This is a genomic window from Lactobacillus sp. UBA5813, assembly GCF_002417895.1.
GTDB lineage: Bacteria > Bacillota > Bacilli > Lactobacillales > Lactobacillaceae > Lactobacillus > Lactobacillus amylolyticus.
Map to the genome: position 1 here is coordinate 1 of NZ_DICZ01000015.1, position 26,147 is coordinate 26,147.

Sequence of the window (26,147 nt, forward strand, 5' to 3'; positions counted from 1 at the left end):
TCTTAACTTAATGACATTGCAAACAAATTGCTAATCCTTTTTTTGTTAGTAATTTTATTTTTCATTAAAGCCGACCATCAAGCCGCCCTTTTCAGCATAAAAGCTGCACAGCCCGTGCATTGGTCTCAAAGTAATGTCTGCATCCGGAAATGCGGCCAAAATCTTGTCTTTCAATTTTTCTGCCTCATCTTCATTTTGACAGTAGTCGATGATGACTTGTCCGCCTTGATAATTCAGCTTTTTCATTTCCTTGACCATTTCCAAGTTGACCCGCTTCATGCCACGCAATTTTGCCAATGGTTCAAGCTTGCCTTCCTTGCTGGCAGTTCCAATCAACTTAATATGGAGCATTTTGGCAACTTTTGCTAAGGCTGGAGAAACCCGTCCATTCAAAGACAAGTTGTGCAGCGACTGCAAAGCAAACAATAGGTGTGTCTGCGTCCGCATTTTGGCAATGGCCGCATCGACATCTACCCAGCGAACATTGTTTTTAAGGATTTTTTCGATTCCCTGCAAAACAATTTTCATTTCTGGTCCGGCACTACGCGTATCAACGACAATAATTTCACTCTTGGGATTTTTTGCCAAGTACATGTCTTTTGCCTGCAAAGCAGAAGAATAAGTGCCGCTCAACTGACTGGTCATGGTAACAATGATTGCTTTTTCACTGCCTTCTAAAGCTTCAAGCCATTCTTTAATGCTAGGACATGAAGTTTTGCCAGCGACATTGTTTTCATCCATTTTTTGCAAGTAGTCTTGCATATCCAAGTCTTCATTATCTAAATAGTCTTTTCCGCCAAATGAAATAGTCAACGGCACCACAATTAAATTGCGTTTTGAATCTGTTAAGTCATTTGAGCTAGAGTCGATGATTAATCTAATTTCACTCATATTTTGTTTTTTCCTCGTAAATATCTTTTCCTATTTCTATATTTTTAATTATATCGTAAAGCTTAAGAAGATTTAATCTCCCTTTAGGAAAAATTGAAATGTAAAGCGCTTTCATATGTTTACACAATCACAAAGTTAAGCTAAAATTTGAGGTGTAGATGAAGAACAAATAGCTCTTCAGGTGGCGATGATACTTTTAAACCGGTATCACACCAGATATTTTTAGGAGGTTCTTTTGATGTTAAAATCAGTCATTGAAAATGTTCATGCACTTGAAATTTTTGATTCACGTGGTAACCCAACTGTTGAAGTTCACGTTACCCTTTCAAACGGTGTCGTAGGTAAGGCTGAAGTTCCATCTGGTGCTTCAACTGGTGAAAACGAAGCCGTTGAATTACGTGACGGTGGTTCACGTCTTGGTGGTAAAGGTGTTTCAAAGGCAGTTAACAACGTTAACACTGAAATCAACGATGCATTAAAGGGTATGGACCCATACGATCAACCAAAGATCGACAAGACTATGATCGACTTAGACGGTACTCCAAACAAGGGTCGTCTTGGTGCCAACGCTATCTTGGGTGCATCTATGGCTACTGCTTGTGCTGCAGCTAAGGATGCAGGTCAACCTTTGTACCGTTACCTTGGCGGTATTGATCTTGAAATGCCACAAACTTTCCACAACGTTATCAACGGTGGTGAACATGCTGACAACGGTATCGACATCCAAGAATTCATGATCACTCCAGTTAACAAGACTTCATTCCGTGACGGTTTCGAAAAGATCGTTAACACTTACCACACCTTGAAGAAGGTTTTGGAAGACATGGGTTACGAAACTGGCTTAGGTGACGAAGGTGGTTTCGCTCCTAACATGAAGAACTCAGAAGAAGCTTTGAAAGCTTTGCACGAATCAATCATCAAGGCTGGTTACAAGCCAGGTGAAGACATCGCTATTGCATGTGACTGTGCTGCTTCATACTTCTACAACAAGGATGATCACAAGTACCACCTTGAAGGCAAGGTTCTTGACGATGAAGAATTGGCAAACTACTACGACAAGTTGCTTGACGAATTCCCAGAATTAATTTCTATGGAAGACCCATACGACGAAAACGATGTTGACGGTATGGTTAAGTTCACTAAGAGCCACAAAGACCGTATCCAAATCGTTCTTGACGACTTCATTTGTACTAACCCTAAGCTTTTGAACAAGGCTATTCACGAAGGTGCTGGTAACGCTTCATTGATCAAGTTGAACCAAATCGGTACTGTAACTGAAACCCTTGAAACTGTACGTCTTTCACGTAAGAATGGTTACAACACTATGATTTCTCACCGTTCAGGTGAAACTGGTGACACCTTCATCGCTGACTTAGCCGTTGCTGTAAACGGTGGTCAATTGAAGACTGGTGCTCCAGCTCGTTCAGAACGTGTTGAAAAGTACAACCGTTTGCTTGAAATCGAAGAAGAACTCGGTGAAGGCGAACGTTTGGCATTCTTCCCAGACGACGTTGACAAGGACTAATTTATCATTAGTTTGATTTAATAAGAAAAAGAGACTTGCAATCGCAAGCCTCTTTTTTTGCCCTAAAAAATGTCAATGATCCGTTTCATCAAAGGCGAAACTTTTTCTTTTAGCCAAACCAGTTGCAAATGAGTTTCCCAACTTGCATGCTTTACCAAAACGAATTGTTTTGGCGCGTATAAATTAGCAATCGATTCTGGAACAAGTGCTGCTCCCATCTCCTGCTGAGCCCACAAAATTGCTGTTCTTGAGTCATCGCATTTTACAGCATAATAAGGCTTAAGGCCCTGATGAGCAAAACTTTCATTAAAAATATTTTCAAAGCGGCGATAAATAATCAGCGGTTGTTTGCTAAGTTCCTTCAGATTAACTGTCTGCTTTTCTAATAATTTTTGCTCTGTTGTTACCAAGGTCATTCTTTCATTAGTCAAAGTCTTACTCTGAATGCCATTATGGTTAAACGGCGTCCGCACAATCCCTAGGTCAATCGTGCCACTGCGCAATTTATCCAAAACGCCAAAAGTATTTTTTTCATAGACGTCAAAAGAAATATCAGGATAAAATCGCGTTAATTGTTTAAACTTATCTGAAGGCAATTCACCAACGGACGAAGAAGCAGAACCAATTTTGATAGTACCCAACTCCCCTTTAGCCGTTTTATTGACCTGATCTTTTGCAGTTTGCGCTAAAGTTAGAATTCTTTCAGCGTAGTTTTGCAGTTCCTTACCCGCATCAGTCAGTTCAATGCCATAGGCTGTTCTGGTAAAAAGTGCGACGCCCAACTCCTTTTCCAGCTGCTTTAACTGGTAAGATAAAGGCGGTTGTGCGATAAAAAGACGCTTAGCAGCCGCCGTAATCTGTTTTTCTTCGGCAACTGCCAAAAAATAGCGTAATTGTTTCAAATTCATAATTTTAAAGTACCTCAAAGCAGATATTAAATTTTTAGATATCTTTTATCTTAAGACGATATTTTATTCAAAGCAACATCTGTGCTAAGTTAATAGGTAGATTTAATCTGGAGGGAGAAATTCAATGGCTGAAAATATTCATGGCCTAAGCCAGGCTGAAGCCGAAAAACGACTTAAAAAAGATGGATTGAATGAAGTGCCTGAACCTAAATACAATTTCTGGAAAGAATTTGCCAGTAAACTCTGGAATCTTTCCGCATGGATTCTTGAAGGTGCCTTAATTTTGGAGTTTGCTTTAGGCAAACGCGTCCAAGCACTCTTTGTTTTAGGAATGCTGCTGTTTGCTGCTTGGAATGGTGCTTCGAAAAAGAAGCAATCCAGAAAAGTATTGGACAGCATTTCACATAAATTAACGCCAACGGTTGCCGTTGAACGCGATGGCAAGTGGATCAAAATTAATTCCAAGCAATTAGTTGTTGGCGATTTGATCTCACTGCAACGCGGGGATGTCGTTTCTGCCGATGTCAAAATTCTTGAAGGACAAATGTCATTTGATGAATCTTCGATTACCGGTGAATCCAAAGCAGTCAAAAAGAAGATCAATGAAACCGCCTATGCCGGCACAACAGTCATGGAAGGCCACGGGCTTGCCCTAGTTACCGCGACTGGCAAAAATTCACGCTCAGGCAAGACGATCAACCTGATCAACAATTCTGCGGCTCCTGGTCACTTGCAGCAGCTGCTAACTAAGATCATCTATTATCTCTGCCTTCTCGATGGCGTTTTAACTGCTATTATCGTTATCGCCTACTTCATCAAAGGTGGAACGGTCATTGGCTTCATTAATGATAAACTAGCCTTTTTGGCAATGATGTTCATCGCATCTATCCCAGTTGCCATGCCATCTACCTTTGCTTTATCTAACTCTTTTGAAGCAACCCGTTTGAGCAAAGAAGGTGTCTTGACAGCTGATTTGACTGGTATTCAGGATGCTGCCAACTTGAATTTGCTTTTGCTTGATAAAACGGGAACGATCACTGAAAACAAGACAGCTGTTACCAGCTGGAAGAATTTTAGCGATCTTGACGATAGCCAGCTCTTAGAACTAACTGCTGCCGCAACTGATCAAAGAAATCAAAGCATCATCGACGCTGCCCTGGACGAATTTATTTTAAGCAAGGGCCTTAAGGTAGAAGAAGCAGAAGACTTTACTCCATTTACCTCCAATACCGGTTACTCAATGGCCGAAATCAATGATCATAACATTAAACTGGGATCCTTCAAGCAATTGTCACTAATCGATCAAAATGCTGAAAATGTTATAAAAGACGTTGACTTCGAAGCCGGTCGTTCAGTTGCTCTCTTAATTGATGATAAATTAGCCGGCGTCTTTATTTTGAAAGACAAAGTTCGCCACGATTCAAAACAGGCCCTGCAAGAACTCAAAAAGCGCGGCATTCGTACAATTATGTTGACTGGTGACAACCAAAGAACAGCGGCTGCCGTTGCCAAAGAAGTTGATTTAGCTGGTAATGTCATCTCAATTCATGACTTCAATGAAGAAACCGATGTTGAACATTTGGCCGGGATTGCTGATGTTTTGCCAGAAGATAAACTGAAAATGGTCAAGTTTTTCCAAAAGAAAGGCCACATCATCGGTATGACCGGTGACGGCGTTAATGACTCACCTGCATTGAAGCAAGCTGAAGTCGGAATTGCTGTTTCTAACGCTGCCGACGTTGCTAAACGTTCCAGCAAGATGGTGCTTCTTGACGATGGTTTAACTTCAATCGTTAAAATTTTGGACGCTGGTCACCGCGTTTACCAAAGAATGACTACGTGGTCTTTAACTAAATTAGCCAGAACTGCTGAATTGACGATGATCATGACCTTTGGCTACCTCTTCTTCAACTACATCCCATTAGCCTTAAATGCCATGGTTATCTATACTGTCATGAACAACATGGTAACGATGATGATTGGTACCGACCGGACTCACATTACTTATAAGCCAGAAAACTGGGACATGGGCCGTTTAGCCAAGATCGCCTTCTCACTGGCTGCCGGTTGGACTGTTCTGGGCATTGCCTTTGTCTCCTATCTGACCATGCATGGCTGGAGTCACGGCACCATTTCAACCATGGTTTATGTTTACTTGGTACTAAGCGCGATGCTGATTGTTTTAATCACCAGAACCAAGAAGTACTTCTGGCAGGATTACCCATCTAAATTGGTCGGAATCGTTCAAATTTGCGATGTGCTCTTAACTTTCATCTTGGCCTTGTTTGGTTTAGCAATGACCAAAATTTCGATTCAAAACCTATTGATTACTATTGTGGTTGCCCTGATCGTAGCCGTTGTCATTGATCTCTTCTACAAGCCAATTATGGAAAACAAATAATTTATATTTAAAAGTCATTGAGTTAATATACTCAATGGCTTTTTTTGATATTTTTGCTAAAATTAGTTTAATATTTTTTTAAAAGGAAGTTTGGTATCAGAATGATTTGGACTTGGGATGTAATCAGACGAATAATTGAAGTCTTGTGGCTGATCAACATTGCTTTTGCAATTTGGACAGTTTTCCGCAGTCGGAGAAATATTGCTTCAACATGGGCATGGCTGCTTGTTTTATCAGTCTTTCCCTACATTGGTTTTATCCTCTATCTCTTTTTGAGAAGACATTTGTCACACGATAAAATCTTTGCTATTCAAGATGAGCAGAAAAAGATTCGTGACCAATTTTTAAGCAAACAACGTGATGAGCTGCGCAAACATGACCTGCTGCCAGAAAAAGACCGCAAGCCACGTGCTCGCCGACTGGTAGAACTTAACCTTAATAACGATGACGCAATTTTAACCTACAATAATCAAGTTGAAGTTTTTACCGACGGTCCCACCTTGTTTGATAATCTGGTTGAAAATATCAACCAGGCTAAAGAAATGATCGATGTCGAATTTTATACTTTTTATGATGATCATTTAGGCAATCGCGTCTTAGCCGCTTTAGAAGCGGCACAGAAGCGTGGAGTTAAAGTGCGGGTGGATTTTACGATGCCAGTGGTTCACGCGGCACCAAGCCTTCTTTTTTCAACAAATTGCGCGATTTAGGCGGACAAGCACAACCCTTTATTTCTACTTCCAGTAAATATTGGTTCAGAACGCCAAGAATTAATTATCACCTGCACCGCAAAGTGGTCGTGATCGACCACCGAATTGGCTATATCGGCGGTTTCAATATTGGTGATCAATACGTTGACCGCTCGCAAAAGTTTGGTCATTGGCGCGATACTCACTTGCGCGTTGTCGGACAAGCGGCTGATCTGATGGAAATTCGCTTTGCAATGGATTGGAATACTTCCTGCCGTAAAACACGCTTGCCGAAATATAATCTGGGCTGGCTGAAAGATTTTAAAATTCAAACATCAGATAATGACGAACAAGTACCGATGCAAATCGTTTCTTCCGGTCCTGATTCTGAAAATGCAGCTATCCGGCGCTCCTACCAAGAAATTATTGCTAGTTCCCTTGACTACGTTTATATCCAAACGCCTTACCTTATTTCTGAAGCACCAATGCTTGAAGCTTTGATCATTGCTGCCAAAAGCGGTATAGATGTCCGCATTATGGTTTCTTGCATGGCCGATCACGCATTTGTTTATCGGGCAACGGAATATTACGCTAAGTACTTAACTGAGAACGGCGTTAAAGTTTACAAGTACGATAATGGTTTTATTCATGCCAAAACAATGGTGTCTGATTCCAATATTTCTTCAGTTGGTTCGGCTAACCAAGATTTCAGAAGCTACAGCTTGAACTTCGAAGTTAACAGTTTTAACTACTCACCTGAATTATCTGTTAAACTAAAAGCAATTTTTGAAGAAGATTTGAAGAAATCAACTTTGATGACGAACGAATACTTCAAGCAGCAATCAGCTTGGCGCAAGTTCAAACAATACTTCTCAAGATTGCTTTCACCAATTTTATAAAAATCGAATAATGCAAAAGAAAAGACTAAGTACACGAGTATGTACTTAGTCTTTTTCCATATAATCTTATTACGTATTAAAGTTGATTTTTTTTATGTTCACGTATTGTGTAGTAAAGATATGCAATCACACCAAAGGCTACTGGACCAATAGCTGTCCAGAATGAAGTTTGGTAGTCGCCACGGAATAATGGCTCAATACAAGTGAAGATAATCCCAATTGCAACCACTAGCCAAACAACGATGGTAGTAGCCCAGACCTTTTTCTTGCCTTCAATAAAGACAAATGGTCGATCCAAGTTTTTCTTTTCCTTAAAGTATGGATAAGCCGCAATCAAGAACAAGTATGGCGCAGATGAGGAAACATTCATCATATCCATTAAAATCGTGTAGAACTTGCCCGCTGCATTGCCACCAAATGAAATGAACAGGATGATAACTGAAACAATGACCGCTTGCAGCCACATTGAGCGCTCTGGCATATTGTGCTTGTTAAGCTTTACCAATTTGCGTGGCAAAAGTCGATTATCACAGCCTTCAATGAATGACTTGATTGGTGAGTAAACCATCAAAAAAGCTGCTGAAATGCCGGACAAAACGTCAGCCCAACCGGCACAGTGTGAAAAGACTGAACCAATTGTAGCCGAAACCGAATTGGATAAACCCAGGCTGTGCCCCAGCACGATACCCAAATTATTGATCAGAATATATTCAACATTAGCCAAATCAACTTCTTTACCGCCAAGTTGTGCTTTCCAGTTGACCGCAACCCCACACATCAAGATGTTGAAGACGTAAAGAAAGGTCATGATAACCATGGCAATGATCAAGCCCTTGGGATAAGTTTTTTCAGGCTTGTCAACCGAATCAATGACACCAGAAGTTGTTTCTAGACCGCCGTAAGCAAACAAGGCATAAACGATGAATGAAACAACTGCAATTGGCGACTGGAAAGCTGAGTTTGGTGAATGAACCAAATTTTGTGCGGTTATTGGTTGAGCCAGCTGTCCTTTATTAAGCAAAAAGACCAGCAATGAAACAACCGTAAAGCCGATGGCAATAGCCAAAGTAAAGAAGCCACCGATGTTGGAAACTACTTTAATCTTGTCAATTCCTTTAGCCGCACAAAAAGTGACGATTACCATGAAAACAACTTCAAGGATACCTAAGAGCTGTGTTGAATTCAGATTCAAGAAATTCCAGCTTTGAGTCGTATCATGACCCCAGACCGCGGTTGAAACAGATACTAAAAAGAATTGAGTTGAAGATACCAACCAGATAACCCAAGCTGCCAGCCAAATAAAAGTACCGACAAAGGCAACTTTTTCATTAGTTGAACCTTCAAGCCAAGAATAAATACCGCCTTTGATGCCCTTAAAACTTGCCCCATATTCAGCGAAAATCAGAGCTGAAGGCAAGAAGAACAAAATCGCCGTCACGACGTACCAAATGATACTTGCGTACCCCATCTGATAGAAGGCACTGATGGAGTTTGAAAAGCCAAAAATGGCAGAAAAAATCATCAGGACTAAACTGCCTAGTTTAATATTGGTCGAATTACTATTATCCATAAACTACTAAAAATCCCTCTTTCATAATCAAACATTCCTATTATGCACTTTTCTAGCAGAGAACTCAAAGAGAGACTTGAAAAAGAAAAAAGCATTAAGCTGCATCCCTGCAACCTAATGCCTTCGTTTTAAACTTTTTAATTATGAGCCATGATATTGAACAAGTGAGTAAATATCAGTATCTGGAAACTTTTCGCGACCCTTTAAATCAACCAATTCAATGTAGAAAGCAGCTCCCACAACTTTACCGCCAAGGTTTTCGACCAATTCCTTAGTAGCATGCAAGGTACCAGCAGTAGCCATTAAGTCATCGCAGATAACTACTTTTTGACCTGGTTTAATTGCATCCTTGTGCATTTCCAAAACATTTGAACCGTATTCCAAATCATAAGAAGCACTTTCAGTTTCTCTTGGCAACTTGTGCGGCTTACGTGCAGGCACAAAGCCAATTCCCAATTCAGTGGCTACAGGACAACCAACGATGAATCCTCTAGCTTCTGGACCAACAATGACATCAGCACCACGTTTCTTTGCGTATTCAGCAAGCTCATGAGTTGCAGCGCGATATAATTCGCCGTCTTGCAAGATAGGCGTAATATCGCGGAAAATAATGCCCTTGTTTGGAAAATCAGGAATATTTGCAATATATTTACTAAAATCAACTGCCATAGAAGAAAAACCTCCAAAAATCCGTGTGTTTGGCTATAAACACTTTTGACATTTACATTTTACCAAACATCGGCTAATAAAGCATTAAAAACTAAACAATTTATTTCATAAAATTCTTAATATACGTAATTAATTGCTGACTAGGCATATTGCGCAACTGTTGTACGAAATCAATTTGCGATTTTGTCGCCATCAAATACTTTGAAGTGGAAAGCGGCTTTTTCTCAGGGGTGCTCGTCCCTACAAGTCGACCCTGATCCAAACTTACAAATCCTAATTCAAAGAATACCCGCAAAATAAACAGTACGCTGTCATAATCCAGACCAAGAAACGGCGCTACTGAACGATAATTCTCCGGTTTCAGGCTTGGATGGGCATAAATATACTTAAGAACTTTAGCAAAATAGCCTTTGTTGGGCAAATTTTCGACTGGCAATTGATCAAGCAGGAAGCGCAAATACAGCTGCTGATAATTATTGGCTAAAGCCTGATTTAACTCCGCTTGACTGTGCGGGGTATCAAGTAAAACCGCTACCTCGCCTTCAGTTTGATAGTCTTTAACCAAACTAATCTTATTTGGTTGGATGCCTAAACTATTTTGAGCGTAATTGACGTTTTTCTCATCAAAGAGCAAATACCGATCGGCAAAGCCCATGACATAATTTTCCGTTCTAAGATCAATTACAGGCGCTGGCACCGCCAATTTTGGCGAAGCGAACTGAATTCCTTCCATGATTCCCTGCAATTGCACGCGATTGCGGTAAGTATTGACTGCAAGTTGGAAAAAGACTTCTGAAATAAATGGCAAGAGATTATTATTCAAAAATTCCTTGTTGAAACCAACGATGTCTAGCTTGCCGCCACCCTTTTCAGCGGTAAACTTAACGTGATTTTTCTCCTTGCCCATCTTGAAGAAATGAGTAATCTGTGGCGCATCAATACTAAAAATAGGATTGGGATCGCCTGTGCCAAATGGCCCCACTTGATTTATTTCAGCCATTGTTTGAGGTGTCAAATTCTTTAATGGCAGTTCAAAGTCATAGTCTTTTTCTTCCAAAGTGCCTTCAACGTGAAAGTCCTTTTCGAATTTATCCCGAAGCAGGTTGATTTTATCTTCCGTTAAAGAAAGACCACAGGCAAAATCATGCCCGCCAAATTTCGTCAATAATGAATCTTTTAATGGATTTAACGCATCAAAGAGATTAAAGCCAGGAATAGAACGGCCAGATCCCTTGATTTCGCCGGCTTTATTTTTAGTCAAAACAATGGTTGGCTTATGCGTTTTTTCAACGATCTTGTTTGCTACTAAACCAAGTACGCCTTCATGAAATTCAGGATCATATAAAACCAGCGTATTCTGCTTTTGCCAACTGTTTTCCTTAATCTGGCTCATGCAGCGGTGATAAACTTCCGCGGTTAATTCCTTGCGCTCATCATTCAGCTCTTCAACCTTGTCAGCTAGCTTTTTTGCCTCGGCCTCATCATCACTTAGCAAAAGTTCAACCGCCATATTGGCATTGGCTAAACGGCCGACGGCATTCAGACGCGGAGCAATATTGAAGCCAACATCGGTTTCGTTAATACTGCCCATAGTCAAACCAGCATTTTTAATTAAAGCCCTTAAGCCCGGGCGCTCGGTTTGGTTCAGCATTTCTAACCCGCGCTTGACGATGACATGTCCTTCACCCGTCACTTTAACCATGTCACCAATGGTTCCAATCATTACTAAATCAAGCAATTCCGGCATTGGATCTTCCATCAGCTTGCGGCAGATGGTATAAGCAACACCAGCACCGCAGTAGTCATCAAAGGGATACTTTTGTCCGGGATAATTGCAATGAACCAGAGCATAAGGTTTGGGCACATTTTCTTGAAAAGTATGGTGATCGGTTAAAATGACATCAACGTCATGCTGTTGAGCATATTGGACCTCATCTACCCCGGTAACGCCGTTATCGACTGTAATAATCAACTTAGTACCATCAGCAACAATATCATGATAGCGTTCCATATTCGGTCCATAGCCATCTTTAAAGCGGTCGGGAATAAAATAGTGCACATCGGCTCCTAAAATCCCCAAGGCATCCGTCATAATGGTCGTCGCCGTAATGCCATCGGCATCATAATCGCCATAAATCGTGATTTTTTCGCCATTATCAATTGCTTGATTAATGCGGTCAACAGCTTTGTCCATGTCATGCATTAAAGAAGGATTAGCCAGGTCATTTTCTGTAGCGTTAAACCAAAAGTTCAGTTTGTCATCCGTATTTATTTTCCGCAAAGAAAACAACTTAGCCGCAATCGGACTAAGTTGATATTTCTCAATTAAAGCTGGATCAAGCGCTTCGGCTTGTCGTTTATTCCATTTCATTATTTTAAGTTAAACACCTTTAGATTACTCTTGCTTGCTGTCTCTGTTTTCACTAAACTGCCGCGAACTGCCCAACGGTTAACGCCACCATCAGCACAGGTGATCAAAGTGACAATCGCTTTCTTAGTGTTATTAACCAAATAGACAGCATACGGATTTACCTTTTTCTTCATGTAAATCTTGTACACATAAACCTTTTTCATATTGGTTAAATATACAAGTTCACCCTTTTTGACATCTTCAAGCGGTGAAAAGAGAATCCCCTTTGCGGTCATATAGTGACCAGCAAGCGGATAATTCCCTTTACCCATAACTTGATCGGCTCGCATGGTTCCGCCACCGGTGGTCATTGCCGCGTCAGACATTCCCAAGCAAATGGGAAGATGCATGTTAACATCAGGAATTGCAAGAGCACCAATAACATGGGCACCGCTTTTTTCGCTTGATTTTACTACCTGGCCAAAGCTGACTTCTTTAACCTTTTTGAAATCAAACATGCCCTTCTTTTTTTCATTTTGAGCAACTTTTTTGCTAGTTAACGAAGTCATTGCCTTGTTTTGATTTTGGCTGATCATGACGTTGCGGATTTGTTTATTAAAAATTAAAACCAAACCAACCAGCAGCAAGATGATCGCAATCACTCGCGTAACAATGACTCTAACATTGCGTTTTTTCTTTTTATCTGCCATGTTTACTTTTCTTTGATATCATCGTCATTCATCTTCAGGACTGCCATGAAGGCATCTTGCGGTACCTCTACTTTACCTACAGCCTTCATTCTCTTCTTACCACGCTTCTGCTTTTCTAGCAGCTTAGCACGTCTATCTGGGTCACCGGTGTGAATCTTCCAGGTAACGTCCTTACGGTATGGCTTAATCGTAGCCCGTGAAATAATCTTAGCACCGATCGCACCTTGAATATCGACTTCAAAGTTTTGTCTTGGGATTAATTTCTTAAGCATTGAAGTCATTTGCCGTGCACGATCTTGAGCCTCTGATCTGTGAGCGATAAAGCTGAGGGCATCAATTGGCTCTTTATTAAGTAAAATATCAATCTTAACCAGGTCAGTTGAACGGTAGCCCGTAATTTTGTAATCAAGTGAAGCATAGCCTTTAGTAGATGACTTTAAATCGTCAAAGAAGTCAAAAATGATTTCGGCTAATGGCATGTTGTAGATGACATTGACTCTGTACTTGTCAAGATAATCCATGGTGACAAATTCGCCACGTTTTCTTTGGCAAAGTTCCATGACTGGACCAACAAAGTCGTTTGGTACCATGATTTCAGCCTTAACATAAGGTTCTTGCACTTCTTTGTATTCACCAGCATCTGGCAAATCTGATGGGTTATCAATAACCTTGGTTGAACCATCATTCATAATTGCATGATAATCAACTGATGGTGCGGTCATGATCAGATCTAAGTCGAACTCTTGTTCTAATCGCTCCTGAATAACGTCCATGTGTAACAGACCTAAGAATCCGCAACGAAAACCAAAGCCTAAAGCCGTAGAAGTTTCAGGCTCAAATTCGAGCGCTGCATCATTTAACTGCAGCTTTTGCAGAGCTTCTTTTAAATCTTCATAGTCACGGTTATCTACTGGATACATACCAGAATAAACCATTGGTGGAATTTGCCGGTAGCCCGGAAGTGGTTCTGCAGTAGGATTATCCGCTTGAGTGATAGTATCACCCACACGAGTTTCACGAACCGATTTAATATTGGCAGTAATGTAGCCTACATCCCCAGCAATCAAAATGTCTTTTTTAATAGGATGTGGACTTGAAACACCAACTTCGGTAACTTCGTATTCCTTGCCTGTATTCATAATCTGAATCTTGTCACCAGGCTTGACCGCACCATCTTCGATTTTGACTGACATGACAACGCCGCGATAGTCATCGTATTTAGAGTCAAAAATCAAGGCCTTAAGCGGTGCAGTAATATCACCAGATGGAGCTGGAATATCTTTTACTACTTTTTCAAGCATGTCCTTGATGCCTTGTCCGGTTTTACCAGAGACTTCAGCAGCTTCTGAAGCATCCAGACCGAGCATCTCTTGGATTTCTTCCTTAGTCTTAGGAATGTCAGCAGAAGGCAAATCGATTTTATTAATTACAGGCAAAATGGCTAAATCATCATCGATAGCTAAATAAGTGTTGGCCAAAGTCTGAGCTTGCACACCCTGTGAAGCATCAACGACCATTAATGCCCCTTCACAGGCAGCCAAAGAACGTGAGACTTCATAAGAAAAGTCCACGTGCCCTGGTGTATCGATCAGGTGGAAAATGTAGTCTTCGCCATCTTCAGCATGGTACTTGACTTCAACTGAGTTCATTTTAATAGTAATACCGCGTTGACGTTCAAGCGGCATATCATCCAGCATCTGATTCTTGAGTTGTCTTTCACTTACTGTATCTGTTAATTCAAGAATTCTATCGGCAATTGTAGACTTACCGTGGTCAATATGAGCTACAATTGCGAAATTTCGAATATGTTTTTGGTAGTCTTTTAATTTTTCTAAATCCATAAAACGTGTTCACCCTTTACTATCTTACTTATTATAGCAAAGCTAGCAGTGTAGATAAAACTTCTGCATCAAAAAATACTCATTCTTGCGAATGAGTATTTCTTTGATTATATTCTTTTTAATCACCGTTCAGCTTGTCTTTAAGTCGTTCAAAGAATCCCTTGCCTTGCGGAGTGATTGATTCGCCACTAGCCTTAACAAAGTCAACCAAAGCTTGTTTTTGAGCTTCATTAACTTTCTTTGGAATCTTAACTTCCACAGTAGTGATTTGATCACCATTGCCACCGCCACGAATGTAAGGCACGCCTTCACCGCGAAGGGTAAACTTTTGGTTTGGCTGTGTTCCAGCTGGAATCTTTAAATTCTTTTCACCATGCACGGTCTTAACTTTGATTTCGTCGCCTAAAGTTGCTTGCGCAAAGGAGATTGGAACGGTTGTGTAAATTGTATTGCCACGTCTTTCAAAGTCCTTAGAAGGCTTAATCCGGTAGCTAATGTACAAGTCACCGTAAGGGCCGCCGTTCTTGCCAGCTTCACCCTGACCTTCATAGCGCAATTGCTGACCATTATCAATGCCAGCTGGAATATCAACTTCAAGAGTATTCTTTGCTTCAACTGTTCCTTTACCATGACAGGTCTTGCATGGATGTTCAATAATAACACCCTTGCCTTGACACTTGTCACAAACAGTTTGTCGTTGCAACATTCCAAAAACTGATCTCTGAGTAATAGTCATATAGCCAGTACCATGACATTTATCACAGGTAATTGGATGGGTTCCTTTTTCAGCACCAGTACCATGACAGGCTTGACAAGTTTCGCTGCGATTGTATGAAACTTGCGTCTTTTTACCATTAATGGCATCCATAAAGTCAATGGTTAAAGTGTAATCCAAATCTTCACCACGTTGCGGTGCCGTTGGATCTACTTGTTGACGCTGGCCAGCACCACCACCGAAGATATCGTTAAAGATATCTCCGAAGTCGCTAAAGCCACCGAAGCCTTGGCCACTATAAGCACCTTGAGCACCACCCCCAAAGCCACCTTGACCGTTAACGCCAGCAGAACCAAATTGATCATATTGTGCCCGCTTTTGCTTATCATGCAAAACTTCATAGGCTTCATTGACCTGCTTATACTTTTCTTCAGCGCCTGGTTCATGGTTTAGGTCTGGGTGATACTTTTTGGCTAATCTACGATATGCTTTATTAATTTCCTGTTCACTGGCATTTCGATCAACACCGAGAACTTTGTAGTAATCTTCTTGTGCCAAAATTTAAACTCCTCACTATTGAAAAGAAAAGAACTACCCTTAAGCAGTTCTTTTCTTAATAGGCTATTCAAATTATAAACCCTTTTACTTATTTGGGTCTACTTTGTGGAAACTACCATCTTGGGCACCGCCATTGTTGCCACCATTTGGATTGCCACCTTGTGGGCCTTGAGGACCTGCTTGTGGCCCTGCTTGACCTTGAGCACCTTGAGCTCCACCATTTTGTTGGTAAAGCTTAACGGCTAAATCTTGGGCAGCCTTAGACAAAGCATCTTTCTTTTCTTTCATTTCATCTAAGTTGTTGTCCTTTTGAGCCTTCTTCAATGCTTCAAGTGCATCTTCAACTGGTTTGCGGTCGCTGTCTGACAACTTGCCTTTAGTTTCTTTCAAAGTCTTGTCAGTAGTGAAGATCAATTGATCAACTTCATTTCTAAGGTCTGCTTCTTCCTTACGCTTCTTATCTTCGTCAGCGTGTTCTTCAGCATCCTTTTGCATCTTCTTGATTTCTTCATCAGACAAACCAGATGAACTCTTAATGGTAATCTTTTGTTCCTTACCAGTACCCATATCCTTAGCAGATACATTTACGATACCGTTCTTGTCGATATCGAAGGTAACTTGAATTTGAGGAACACCACGTGGTGCAGGTGGAATGTCAGTTAATTCAAAGCGGCCAAGCGTCTTGTCATCTGCTGCCATTGGACGTTCACCTTGAAGTACGTGAATATCTACGGCTTGTTGGTTATCTGCTGCAGTTGAGAAGATTTGACTCTTTGAAGTTGGAATAGTAGTGTTTCTATCAATTAACTTAGTAAAGACGCCACCCATGGTTTCAATACCAAGTGACAATGGAGTAACATCAAGCAAAACGATGTCCTTAACGTCACCTGAGATAACACCACCTTGAATAGCTGCACCCAAAGCAACAGCTTCGTCAGGGTTGATTGAGTGGTCAGGTTCCTTGCCAGACCATTCCTTAACAGCTTTTTGAACGGCTGGAATACGAGTTGAACCACCGTTTAAGATAACCTTGTCGATGTCATTTACAGTCAAGCCGGCATCCTTTAAAGCGTTGTCAAATGGGATCTTGGTCTTTTGTACCAAGTCATCAGTCAATTCATCAAACTTAGCACGAGTTAAATCAGCTTCAAGGTGAAGTGGACCTGATTCACCGGCAGAAATGAATGGAAGAGAAATGTGAGTTGATGATACGCCTGACAAGTCCTTCTTAGCCTTTTCTGCGGCATCCTTTAAACGTTGCATTGCCATCTTATCCTTAGACAAGTCAACGCCATTTTCATCCTTAAAGTTTTGGATCAACCAATCCATGATGGCTTTATCAAAGTCATCACCACCAAGGTGAGTATCACCGTTAGTTGACAATACTTGGAAGACACCGTCACCTAATTGAAGGATGGAAACATCGAAAGTACCACCACCAAGGTCGTAAACCAAAACTTTTTCATCTTGGTCCTTGTTAAGGCCAAAGGCTAAAGCTGAAGCAGTTGGTTCGTTGATAATTCTCTTAACGTTCAAGCCAGCGATCTTACCAGCATCCTTAGTAGCTTGACGTTGTGCATCGTTAAAGTAAGCAGGAACAGTAATAACAGCGTCTGTTACTTTTTCACCCAAGTAGTCTTCTGAGAACTTCTTGATGTATTGCAAAATAAAGGCTGAGATTTCTTGTGGAGTGTATTCCTTGTCGCCAACCTTAACTTTGTAATCAGCTTCACCCATGTGACGCTTAATTGAAACAATAGTGTTTGGGTTGGTAATTGCTTGACGCTTTGCAACGTCACCAACTTGAATATCGCCATTCTTAAATGCAACTACAGAAGGAGTAGTACGGTTACCTTCTGGATTAGTGATAATTTTTGGTTCTTTACCTTCAAGTACTGCAACTGCTGAGTTGGTAGTACCTAAGTCAATACCAATAACTTTTGACATAAGTTAAACTCCTCTCTTCTATTGTGCAACTACAACCATTGCTGGTCTAAGTGTACGGTCTTTATATTGATATCCTTTTTGTAAAACCTGAACAACGTGGCCTTTTTGATCATCATCTTTAGCAGCAACTGTTTGAACAGCTTGATGCAATGTCGGATCAAATTCTACGCCTTCAGCATCGATCTCAACGATGCCATGGGCTTTCATGGCTTTGACAAGTGAATCCAAAGTCATTTGAACACCCTTTTGGAGTTGCTTAGAAGCAGCATCGTCAGCTTTTACGCTTAATGCTCTTTCCAAATTGTCCATGGCTGGCAAAACATCTTTTGCCAAGCTTTGTGATTCATACTTGATAAGTTGAGCTCTTTCCTTTGAATAGCGGTTTTGAGCATTTTGAATCTCAGCTACGCTACGCAGGTATTTATCTTCAAGTTCCTTATTCTTTTCTTTCAAGGCAGCAATTTCAGCTTCTAGCTTTTTAGCATTATCATCGGCCTTCTTTGCTTCGCCCTTTTTCTTCTTATCTTCAGTCTTAGCCTTTTTAGGAACTTCTTTATCCTTATCCAAGTTCTTTTCACTTGGAAATTCTTCTTTACTCACGGCTAACCTCCTTTATTGTCTATTGAAATTTTCCATAATAATCGAGCAATTTCTTGGCTAGCTCGTTTCTAAAGTATTCAAGCAAACCGATCATTTGTGAATATGGCATATTGGTTGGTCCCAGTAAAGCGATTGTGCCTTTGCCGTGATCACCAACGCTGTATTCTGCAGTCAGCAAACTATAATTTTTAATCAATTCATCTGGAAGTTCTGAACCCAGTCTTACTTGAACCGGATATTTGCTGTCCTTTTCTGGACTGCAATTTAATAATTCAGAGATCAGATCATTGTGATCAACTAATTCATATAGCGAACGCAAATCTTTAACATCATTTTCAGAAGCATTATTCAAAAGATTAATTCGGCCATCGACATACATTTGCTCGCTGGCTGCATCTTTGATCACATCTTCAACTAATGATAATAGTTCGCCGGCATGCTCACCACCAACGCTCTTTGAAGACAAAGCCTTCAGCAAGCTTGGCGTTACTTCTTTCAATCTTTTGCCAACTAGCTGATCATTGATCATTCTGACTGCTTTTTCAATTTCATCGCCATGAACATTGTGCGGTAAAGCATAAATCTGATTTTGTACATTGCCATCGCTGGTGACCAAGATCGCCATAATTTGACGATTAGAAAGAGGCACTATTCTAAAGCCCGTAATCGTTACATCGTGACTTTCCGGTCCTTCTGCAAAAGCAGTGTAATTGGTCAAATCTGAAAGGATTTTTGCTGCTTCCTGCATAATTTCATTGACTTGATGAAATGGTCGATCTAATTGATCAACTATTTGATTGTAAACTGATTCAGAAAGCTGCAACGGTACAACCAAATTATCAAGATAATAACGATAACCATCACTAGAAGGAATCCGGCCGCTGGAAGAGTGCGTTTTTTCAATTAAGCCTTGGTCTTCCAGTACTGCCATTTCGTTTCTAATCGTGGCACTTGATACTTTGATTGGTAGCTGTGTCATCACGGTTTTTGAACCGACAGGTTCGTTAGTACGCGTGAAATCCTGAATGATTGTTTTTAGTATTAATTCTTGACGCTCGGTCAACATAAACATCGCCCTCACTTTTAGCACTCGTATCTCTCAGGTGCTAACAAATTATATTATACTAAAAACTAGCAGTATTGCAACACGAGTGCTAATTTTCTTTAGACTTTTTTATAAGTTAAAGTTTTAAGATGAATCCGACGGCCTGTCACCTGCTGAATAAAGTACTGGTCGTGTTCAACCAATAGCATAGCTGGCTTATTTTCCTTAAGCAGTTTAATCAATTGATCCTGATTAAAAACGTCAAGATAATTTGCCGGTTCATCCCATAAATATAAGTCAGCTGGTTCAACTAATGATTTAGCTATCGCAACACGCTTTTGCTGACCCATGCTCATCTCTTCAATCTTGGTAGAAAAACTTTCTCTTGGAAAACCCATCTTCTTGAGATTATTTAGCAGCTCTTCATAAGAAATTTTTTGCTTATTCGCAAATTCTTTCAAAGTCCCAGTATACTCAGTAAAATCCTGTGGCAAATACGAAATCGATAGGCCGTTTGTAAGCTCAAACTTGCCTTGATAACTGACGTCCCTTGCCTGTCCCAGTAGCAGTTTTAAAAACGTTGATTTACCTGAGCCATTTTTGCCTTCAAGCGAAACTACACAATGATTTTGGACTACCAAGTTTAAATCCTGGAAAAGCTTCTTTCCTTGGATTTCTAAATTTAGATGCTGTGTTTCTAACAAAATTTGATGATAATTCGGATGAAAATTCATTGTTAAGTCTGGCACATCTTCGATGTTGGTCATGAGGCCTTTTTTCTCATTAAGTGCTTTGTCCATTCGGTGCTCAACATTTTTAGCTTTACGCATCATTTTTTCTGCAGCATGACCAATTGCTCCTTTGTTCAGTCTTGTTCTTCTATTAAGAATGTGTTGTGTTTTCATTCCACAGTACTTTTGGGCTTCGATACTATCTGACCAATTATTAAACTGAACGCTCTTATTATTTAAAGATTTGATTTTGCCTTTCAGCTTGGCATTCTTTTCACGGTTAAATTCATCGCGCTTATTTTTCGTATCCTCATAAGCAGCATAATTACCCTGATATAAATGAATTTCGGTATTTTCAATAGCCAAGATATGGTCGGTCACCTGATTCAAGAAATCACGGTCGTGGCTAACAACGATATAACCCTTATCATGCTTCTTAAGATATTGGACAACCTGCTCGCGGCTATCCTCATCCAAATGATCAGTTGGCTCATCGATTAATGGAAAAGCATCCTTATTAGTAAATGACAAAGCGAGTAATACCTTGGTCTGTTCGCCACCGCTTAAAGTATCAAAAGGTTGCCAAAGCAGATTGGGATCAGCATCCATCAAGTTTAATTCACGTTTAAGTTCCCACTGTTCAAAAGAGGTTTGATCTTGTAATTCATACAAAGTAATATTGTCAGGATTATTTATTTCAACAGGAAAATATGAAAAACTGAGCTTGCTTTGAATCTGACCTAAACCTTTCAGTTTACCTCTCAGCAAATTCAAAAAAGTAGTCTTGCCTCTTCCATTTCGACCTACTAAACCTAATTTCCAACTGCTATCCAAATTCAGATTTAAGTCATAAAAAATATTGTCACTGGAATCTTCATATCTAAAAGAGAGTTTTGTAATCTTTATTGTGCTCATCAAATCATCTCACGCAAAAAGAGAGTCTGCACTTCCAGCAAGCACAGACTCTCTCATTCTTTTCGTATGAAAAAAAGAAGCATCCCGTCTACCTTTAATCTTGCCAAAAGTGCATAGTATCTCCTTAATTAAAAGAATTAAATTCAACTATGTTTTGATTGCAAGATTAAAGACGCAACGGCGATCCTTCTTTCTAAAATTAAATTTCAATTGATGTGTTAAATATACCACCTTATCAATTATTTATCAAGATGATTTGCAAAATAAGCTTTAATTTCGGTTTGATCCTTCTTGAGCTGCTTCTTCAAAGCGGCCAAACTATTGAATTTGATTTCACCCCGAGTGTATTTATACCATTTGATTTCCATCGGTTTGCCATACACATCTTCATCAAAGTTAAAAATATTCGATTCAATATAGATGCGCTTTTCTTGTCCGATTGTCACATTATAGCCAACACTCGTCATTGATTCGTACCATTGGCCGTTAACTTTCGTTCTGGTAGCATAAACTCCAATTTTGGGAATTGCCTTTTTATTCTGCCAGACTAAATTTGCAGTTGGAAAGCCCAACTTATGACCATTGCGTTTACCATGACCAATAATTCCACTCATCACGTAATGGTGACCCAATAGATCATAGGCCAATTCCATTTTGCCTTCATCAATGGCCTTGCGGATTTCAGTTGAGCCGATCTTTTTGCCATCAAAAGTTTGTTTTGGCACCTTTATGATTTCAAAGCGCTTTTTAGCAAAGACAGGCAAATTATCCATATTGTCAACGTCTTTAGGACCATAAGTATAATCAAAACCGGCAACAACCGTTTCAGCATTTAACGCTACCAATACATGATCGACAAAGTCTTGTCCTGAAATTTGAGAAAATTGCTTCGTAAATTTCATGATTAAAAAGTAGTCAACACCTAACTTGGCCATCTTTTCTGCTTTTTCATCAACGGTATCGATGTATTGAAAAGCATGATCATCAGCATACACCTCCACCGGATGACGGTCAAAAGTCATTACCGCTAATGGCAAGTGTTTTTCTTCCGCAATATTTTTAGCAACGTTAATCAGATGCTGATGTCCTAAATGCACGCCATCAAAAAAGCCCAGCGCAAGCACGATTTTACTTTTAGCAATCTTGTCTTCTACCGGATAAGTTAAATTTACAACTTTCAAGATGGCCTCCTACTTTTATTCATTCGCCAATAACATTAAATCAGGTCGATAGCCATGCGTAGTTTGTTGATATATTGCCTTGACTTTTCCATTGTAGCGTAAAGCCACTTTTTTTGCATCAGTCTTTAATTCAATTGTTGCCCCATTTTTGACTTTAAGCCATTTGCCAAAAGATAAGTCAATTGTCTCGTAATCTTTAAAAAAGGCATCAATCGGCTGAATCAGCTTGCTTGCATTTTCGGGGTCGGACTCAATCTTAGATAATTTTACCGCCTGACTGAGATCAAAACCAGAACTGCCTGTCCTTCTAAGATAAGTCATAACAGCTGGTTCCTCTAATTTTGCGCCTAAATCATTAACCAAGCTTCTGACATAAGTGCCTTTGCTGCATTTGACTTCAAAATCAAAGCTTTCCTGGCCTTTTTCTTGATCAAACAGCGGCTGATTCAGCAATTGATATCTGTCTATCTTAACGGTTCTTTTCGGTCTTTCAACTTCTATGCCTTCGCGAGCATATTCATATAAGTGTTTACCGTTAACTTTGACAGCTGAATAAATTGGTGGCACTTGCTCGATTTCACCTAAAAAGCTATTCATTGCAGCTTGAATTTGCTCTTTGCTAAATGGTCTTTCCAACTTCTTTTCTTGCAAAATCTTACCATCGGTATCATATGAATCAGTACAGTAGCCAAACAGGCCTGTTCCTTGATAAGTTTTTGGTCTGGTATGCATCAACTCGATCAACTTGGTGGCCTGTCCAATGGCAATTGGCAAAACGCCGGTTACTTCTGGATCTAAAGTTCCCGCATGACCGATCTTTTTAATGTGCAGGGCCTTGCGCAAATGATAGACAACATCGGCACTGGTCATCCCCTGATCTTTATCGATTACTAAAATTCCGTTTAACATTGTTTACCCTTTTCCAAGAAAAAAAGCGCCTAACGGCGCTTCTTTATTATTTGTTCCGCTCAGCATCTTGCTTTTTAACTTCAGCAATCAAACGGTCAATCTTTGAACCGTATTTGACTGAATTATCACGTTTAAAGATAAGTTCAGGCACTTTGTAGACAGTCAGTACTTGTCCAAGTAAATGACGCATCATGCCCTTAGCTTTCTCTAAGCCTTCAGCAACTTCTTGCTCTTTTTCTGGATCTTCAGTCAAAAGGCTGTAGTAAACAGTTGCATATGATAAATCATTCGTACATTCAACCGCAGTGATTGTAACTTCACTAAGACGGGGGTCACGAATGTTCTTTTGCAAGATCTTAGTTAGTTCGCGAAGAATTTCTCCTTCAACTCGACCAATTCTATGTTTCATTTTGTCCTCCCTAAAAATTACTTAGGTTCAACTTGTTGCATTTCGTAAACTTCGAATTCGTCACCGACTTTAATATCGTTGTAGTCCTTGATTGTTAAACCACAATCGTTTCCTTGCTTAACTTCCTTGGCGTCATCTTTGTAACGCTTAAGTGAAGCAATTTCACCGTCATACTTAACAATGCCATCACGAATAACTCTAATCTTGGAATCATTCTTGACAACACCCTTATCAACGAAGGAACCAGCAATTGTACCAACTTTAGAAACTTTCCAAGTTTCACGAACAGTAAGGTTACCAATGACCTTTTCTTCATAAGTTGGTTCAAGCATACCCTTCATAGCGGCAGTTACGTCATCAATTGCCTTGTAAATGACACTGTACAAGCGAATGTCAACGCCATCAGTATCAGCTTGTGATTTTGCCGTTGCAGTTGAACGAACGTTGAAACCAATGATAAAGGCATTTGAAGCACTGGCTAAAGTTACATCAGATTCATTAATGGCACCTACGCCTGAGTGAATGACATTTACTCTTACGCCTTCAACGTTAATCTTTTCAAAGGATTGTTGCAATGCTTCTACTGAACCTTGAACATCGGCCTTAAGAACGATGTCAACTTCCTTCATGTTTTCCTTCTTCATCGTATCGAAGAGGTTGTCAAGAGTAACGTGAGTAACATTTTCCCGTTGCTTTTGCAAAGCTTGTTGAGCTCTTTCTTCACCAACTTGACGAGCAGTCTTTTCATCATCGAAGACAACCATCTTATCAGCGGATTCAGGTACATCGTTCAAGCCAGTAATTTCAACAGGCATAGATGGAGTTGCCTTCTTAACTTGGCGACCACGATCATTAGTCATTGTTCTTACACGACCAAAGGTGTTACCAACAACGATTGGATCACCAACATGAAGCGTACCTTCTTGAACAAGAATGTCGGCAACTGAACCGAGTCCACGGTCCAAACGAGCTTCAATAACAGTACCGATTGCCTTTTGCTTTGGATCAGCCTTAAGTTCCATCACATCTGATTGAAGCAAAATCATTTGAAGCAAGTCATCGACGTTTTGACCAGTCTTAGCTGAAATATTAACGAAGATTGTGTCACCACCGTAATCTTCTGGAATTAAACCATACTTCATCAATTGTTCAGTTACGTGTTGTGGGTTGGCACCTGGAACATCCATCTTGTTAATAGCAACAATAATTGGAACATTGGCACTCTTAGCGTGGTCAATCGCTTCAATGGTCTGTGGCATTACCCCGTCATCGGCAGCAACAACCAAAACAACGATATCAGTAATTTCAGCACCACGTGCACGCATGCTAGAGAAGGCTGCGTGTCCTGGAGTATCCAAGAAAGTGATCAAACGGTCATCAAGACTAACTTGATAAGCACCGATCTTCTGAGTAATACCACCAGCTTCGTGAGCAGAAACATGAGTATGACGCAAACGGTCAAGCAAAGTAGTTTTACCATGGTCAACGTGACCCATGATCGTAATTACTGGTGGACGCTTAACTAAGTTCTTTGACTTCTTAGTTGCTTCCATTTGCTTATCGTAAAGCTTGTCAATATCAGAAATATCTTCATGAACTTTTTCTTTGGCATCAATATTGTATTCTGCAGCCAAAAGCTCAATCGTATCCTTATCCAAGGATTGGTTCTGGTTGGTCATAATACCAAGCATGAACAATTTCTTAACGATTTCAGCTGGTTCACGGTGGAGAAGCTTACCTAAGTCTTGCGCATTCATGCCTTCATCGTAAACAAGTACTTCTGGTAATGGCTTTTCCTTACGCTTAGTAGGTACCTTCTTTTGTTCTACATGTTGACGCTTCTTATTCTTGCGACGTTTTCTTTTTTGACGGTCAGAGTGATCGCTGTAATTGTTGAAGAATTGATTCTTTCCTTTATGACCAGGCTTACCCATGTTACGGCCATGACCATTATCATTTCTGTGTTCTTCATTTGAAGTTTCAGTCAATGCAACTTTTGGCATTGGCTTGCTTCTTCTTTCAGAAGCATTTTCTCTGTTTTCGGAAGAATTATTCTTCTTAAAGCGAGCTGGAGATGGCTTCAAAATCTTTGGACCAATGGTTTTTGGCTCAGCTTTTTGCTTATTTTGAGTCTTCTTTTCTTGCTTCTCTGACTTTGGAGTTTCTTTCTTATTTTGTTCTTTCTTAGGATTATTCAATTGTTCGTGATATTCTTTTTTAGTTTTTTGGATTTCTTTATTTAAGCTGCTTTTTTCGGCACGTTGCTTCTGCTTAAATTGCTTCAGCAAGTCACGAGCTGCAGCCTTTGGACGTGCAGTTTGCTTTTGAGCATTTTCAGCATGTTGCTCATTATTGCGGCGACGATTATTATTCTTGTTATTATAATTGCGCCGATTATTGTGTCTATTGTTGTCCGCATTATGCTTACTTTCAGACTTCTTTTCGTTCTTACGAATTGAAGATACTGAAATTTTAATTTTTTTTCTCTTCTTCGTTTGTTTCTCTGCCTTCTTAGCTGAAGCGGAGTTTTGAAAACTACCCTTTAATTGCTTAACTTGTGCATCCTCTAGCGATGACATATGGTTTGTAACATCAAAGCCAAGTTCCTTTGCTTTTTGGACCACAACTTTGTTATCGATGTCTAATTCTTTTGCGACTTCGTAAATTCTTTTTTTAGCCATCCA

18 protein-coding genes and 1 pseudogene are annotated in these 26,147 nt (G+C 40.1%); 3 read left to right on the forward strand and 16 right to left on the reverse strand.

Annotated features, from left to right (window positions below; translation table 11 throughout):
• Positions 1-54 precede the first annotated feature (54 nt).
• Positions 55-891 carry a DegV family protein gene (locus B2008_RS02720; RefSeq protein WP_281829000.1) on the reverse strand — a complete coding sequence of 279 codons (837 nt, stop codon included), beginning with the start codon at positions 889-891 and terminating at the stop codon, positions 55-57.
• Between the two features lie 238 nt (positions 892-1,129).
• On the opposite strand from B2008_RS02720, the gene eno reads away from it, so the two are divergent.
• The gene (gene eno, locus B2008_RS02725; RefSeq protein WP_281829001.1) at positions 1,130-2,416 is read left to right on the forward strand and encodes a phosphopyruvate hydratase; all 1,287 of its coding nucleotides are present in this window, start codon (positions 1,130-1,132) and stop codon (positions 2,414-2,416) included.
• A 62-nt stretch (positions 2,417-2,478) separates the two neighbouring features.
• On the opposite strand, the gene B2008_RS02730 is transcribed toward eno, so the two are convergent.
• Positions 2,479-3,324 carry a LysR family transcriptional regulator gene (locus B2008_RS02730; RefSeq protein ID WP_006352419.1) on the reverse strand — a complete coding sequence of 282 codons (846 nt, stop codon included), beginning with the start codon at positions 3,322-3,324 and terminating at the stop codon, positions 2,479-2,481.
• 124 nt (positions 3,325-3,448) lie between these two features.
• Between B2008_RS02730 and B2008_RS02735 the strand changes: the two genes are divergently transcribed.
• Together B2008_RS02735 and cls are read left to right on the forward strand one after the other, a co-directional pair.
• Positions 3,449-5,725 (forward strand): HAD-IC family P-type ATPase, encoded by a 2,277-nt coding sequence (locus B2008_RS02735; RefSeq protein ID WP_281829004.1) that lies wholly within the window; start codon positions 3,449-3,451, stop codon positions 5,723-5,725.
• A 101-nt stretch (positions 5,726-5,826) separates the two neighbouring features.
• Positions 5,827-7,313 (forward strand): annotated as a pseudogene (gene cls, locus B2008_RS02740) (cardiolipin synthase).
• 76 nt (positions 7,314-7,389) lie between these two features.
• Here the strand turns inward: cls and yjeM are convergent.
• The 14 genes from yjeM to infB form a co-directional block, all read right to left on the reverse strand.
• Positions 7,390-8,883, reverse strand: a complete 1,494-nt coding sequence (gene yjeM, locus B2008_RS02745) for a glutamate/gamma-aminobutyrate family transporter YjeM (protein WP_281829005.1) — start codon at positions 8,881-8,883, stop codon at positions 7,390-7,392.
• A 141-nt stretch (positions 8,884-9,024) separates the two neighbouring features.
• A complete protein-coding gene (locus tag B2008_RS02750; protein WP_281829007.1) occupies positions 9,025-9,552 on the reverse strand; it encodes an adenine phosphoribosyltransferase in 528 nt (175 codons plus the stop codon).
• 100 nt (positions 9,553-9,652) lie between these two features.
• Entirely contained in the window at positions 9,653-11,923 is a 2,271-nt protein-coding gene (recJ, locus tag B2008_RS02755) for a single-stranded-DNA-specific exonuclease RecJ (RefSeq protein WP_281829008.1), read from the reverse strand.
• Positions 11,923-12,612 (reverse strand): class A sortase, encoded by a 690-nt coding sequence (locus B2008_RS02760; RefSeq protein ID WP_281829010.1) that lies wholly within the window; start codon positions 12,610-12,612, stop codon positions 11,923-11,925. The genes recJ and B2008_RS02760 overlap by 1 nt, the downstream gene beginning before the upstream one ends.
• Positions 12,613-12,614: 2 nt before the next feature.
• A complete protein-coding gene (gene lepA / locus B2008_RS02765) occupies positions 12,615-14,453 on the reverse strand; it encodes a translation elongation factor 4 (protein WP_281829011.1) in 1,839 nt (612 codons plus the stop codon).
• 118 nt (positions 14,454-14,571) lie between these two features.
• A complete protein-coding gene (gene dnaJ, locus B2008_RS02770) occupies positions 14,572-15,726 on the reverse strand; it encodes a molecular chaperone DnaJ (RefSeq protein ID WP_281829013.1) in 1,155 nt (384 codons plus the stop codon).
• Positions 15,727-15,810: 84 nt separating this feature from the next.
• Complete coding sequence (dnaK, locus tag B2008_RS02775; RefSeq protein ID WP_281829015.1) at positions 15,811-17,673, reverse strand: molecular chaperone DnaK; 1,863 nt, start codon at positions 17,671-17,673, stop codon at positions 15,811-15,813.
• A gap of 18 nt (positions 17,674-17,691) precedes the next feature.
• The gene (grpE, locus tag B2008_RS02780; RefSeq protein WP_281829016.1) at positions 17,692-18,273 is read right to left on the reverse strand and encodes a nucleotide exchange factor GrpE; all 582 of its coding nucleotides are present in this window, start codon (positions 18,271-18,273) and stop codon (positions 17,692-17,694) included.
• Positions 18,274-18,292: 19 nt separating this feature from the next.
• Positions 18,293-19,339 carry a heat-inducible transcriptional repressor HrcA gene (gene hrcA, locus B2008_RS02785; RefSeq protein WP_281829019.1) on the reverse strand — a complete coding sequence of 349 codons (1,047 nt, stop codon included), beginning with the start codon at positions 19,337-19,339 and terminating at the stop codon, positions 18,293-18,295.
• 98 nt (positions 19,340-19,437) lie between these two features.
• Complete coding sequence (gene abc-f, locus B2008_RS02790; RefSeq protein WP_281829020.1) at positions 19,438-20,964, reverse strand: ribosomal protection-like ABC-F family protein; 1,527 nt, start codon at positions 20,962-20,964, stop codon at positions 19,438-19,440.
• 239 nt (positions 20,965-21,203) lie between these two features.
• A complete protein-coding gene (gene ribF / locus B2008_RS02795) occupies positions 21,204-22,145 on the reverse strand; it encodes a riboflavin biosynthesis protein RibF (protein ID WP_281829022.1) in 942 nt (313 codons plus the stop codon).
• A 15-nt stretch (positions 22,146-22,160) separates the two neighbouring features.
• Positions 22,161-23,054, reverse strand: coding sequence for a tRNA pseudouridine(55) synthase TruB (gene truB / locus B2008_RS02800; RefSeq protein WP_006352455.1), 894 nt, complete (start codon positions 23,052-23,054; stop codon positions 22,161-22,163).
• A gap of 46 nt (positions 23,055-23,100) precedes the next feature.
• The gene (locus tag B2008_RS02805; RefSeq protein WP_080881326.1) at positions 23,101-23,463 is read right to left on the reverse strand and encodes a ribosome-binding factor A; all 363 of its coding nucleotides are present in this window, start codon (positions 23,461-23,463) and stop codon (positions 23,101-23,103) included.
• A gap of 17 nt (positions 23,464-23,480) precedes the next feature.
• Entirely contained in the window at positions 23,481-26,144 is a 2,664-nt protein-coding gene (infB, locus tag B2008_RS02810) for a translation initiation factor IF-2 (RefSeq protein WP_281829024.1), read from the reverse strand.
• Between the last annotated feature and the right edge of the window lie 3 nt (positions 26,145-26,147).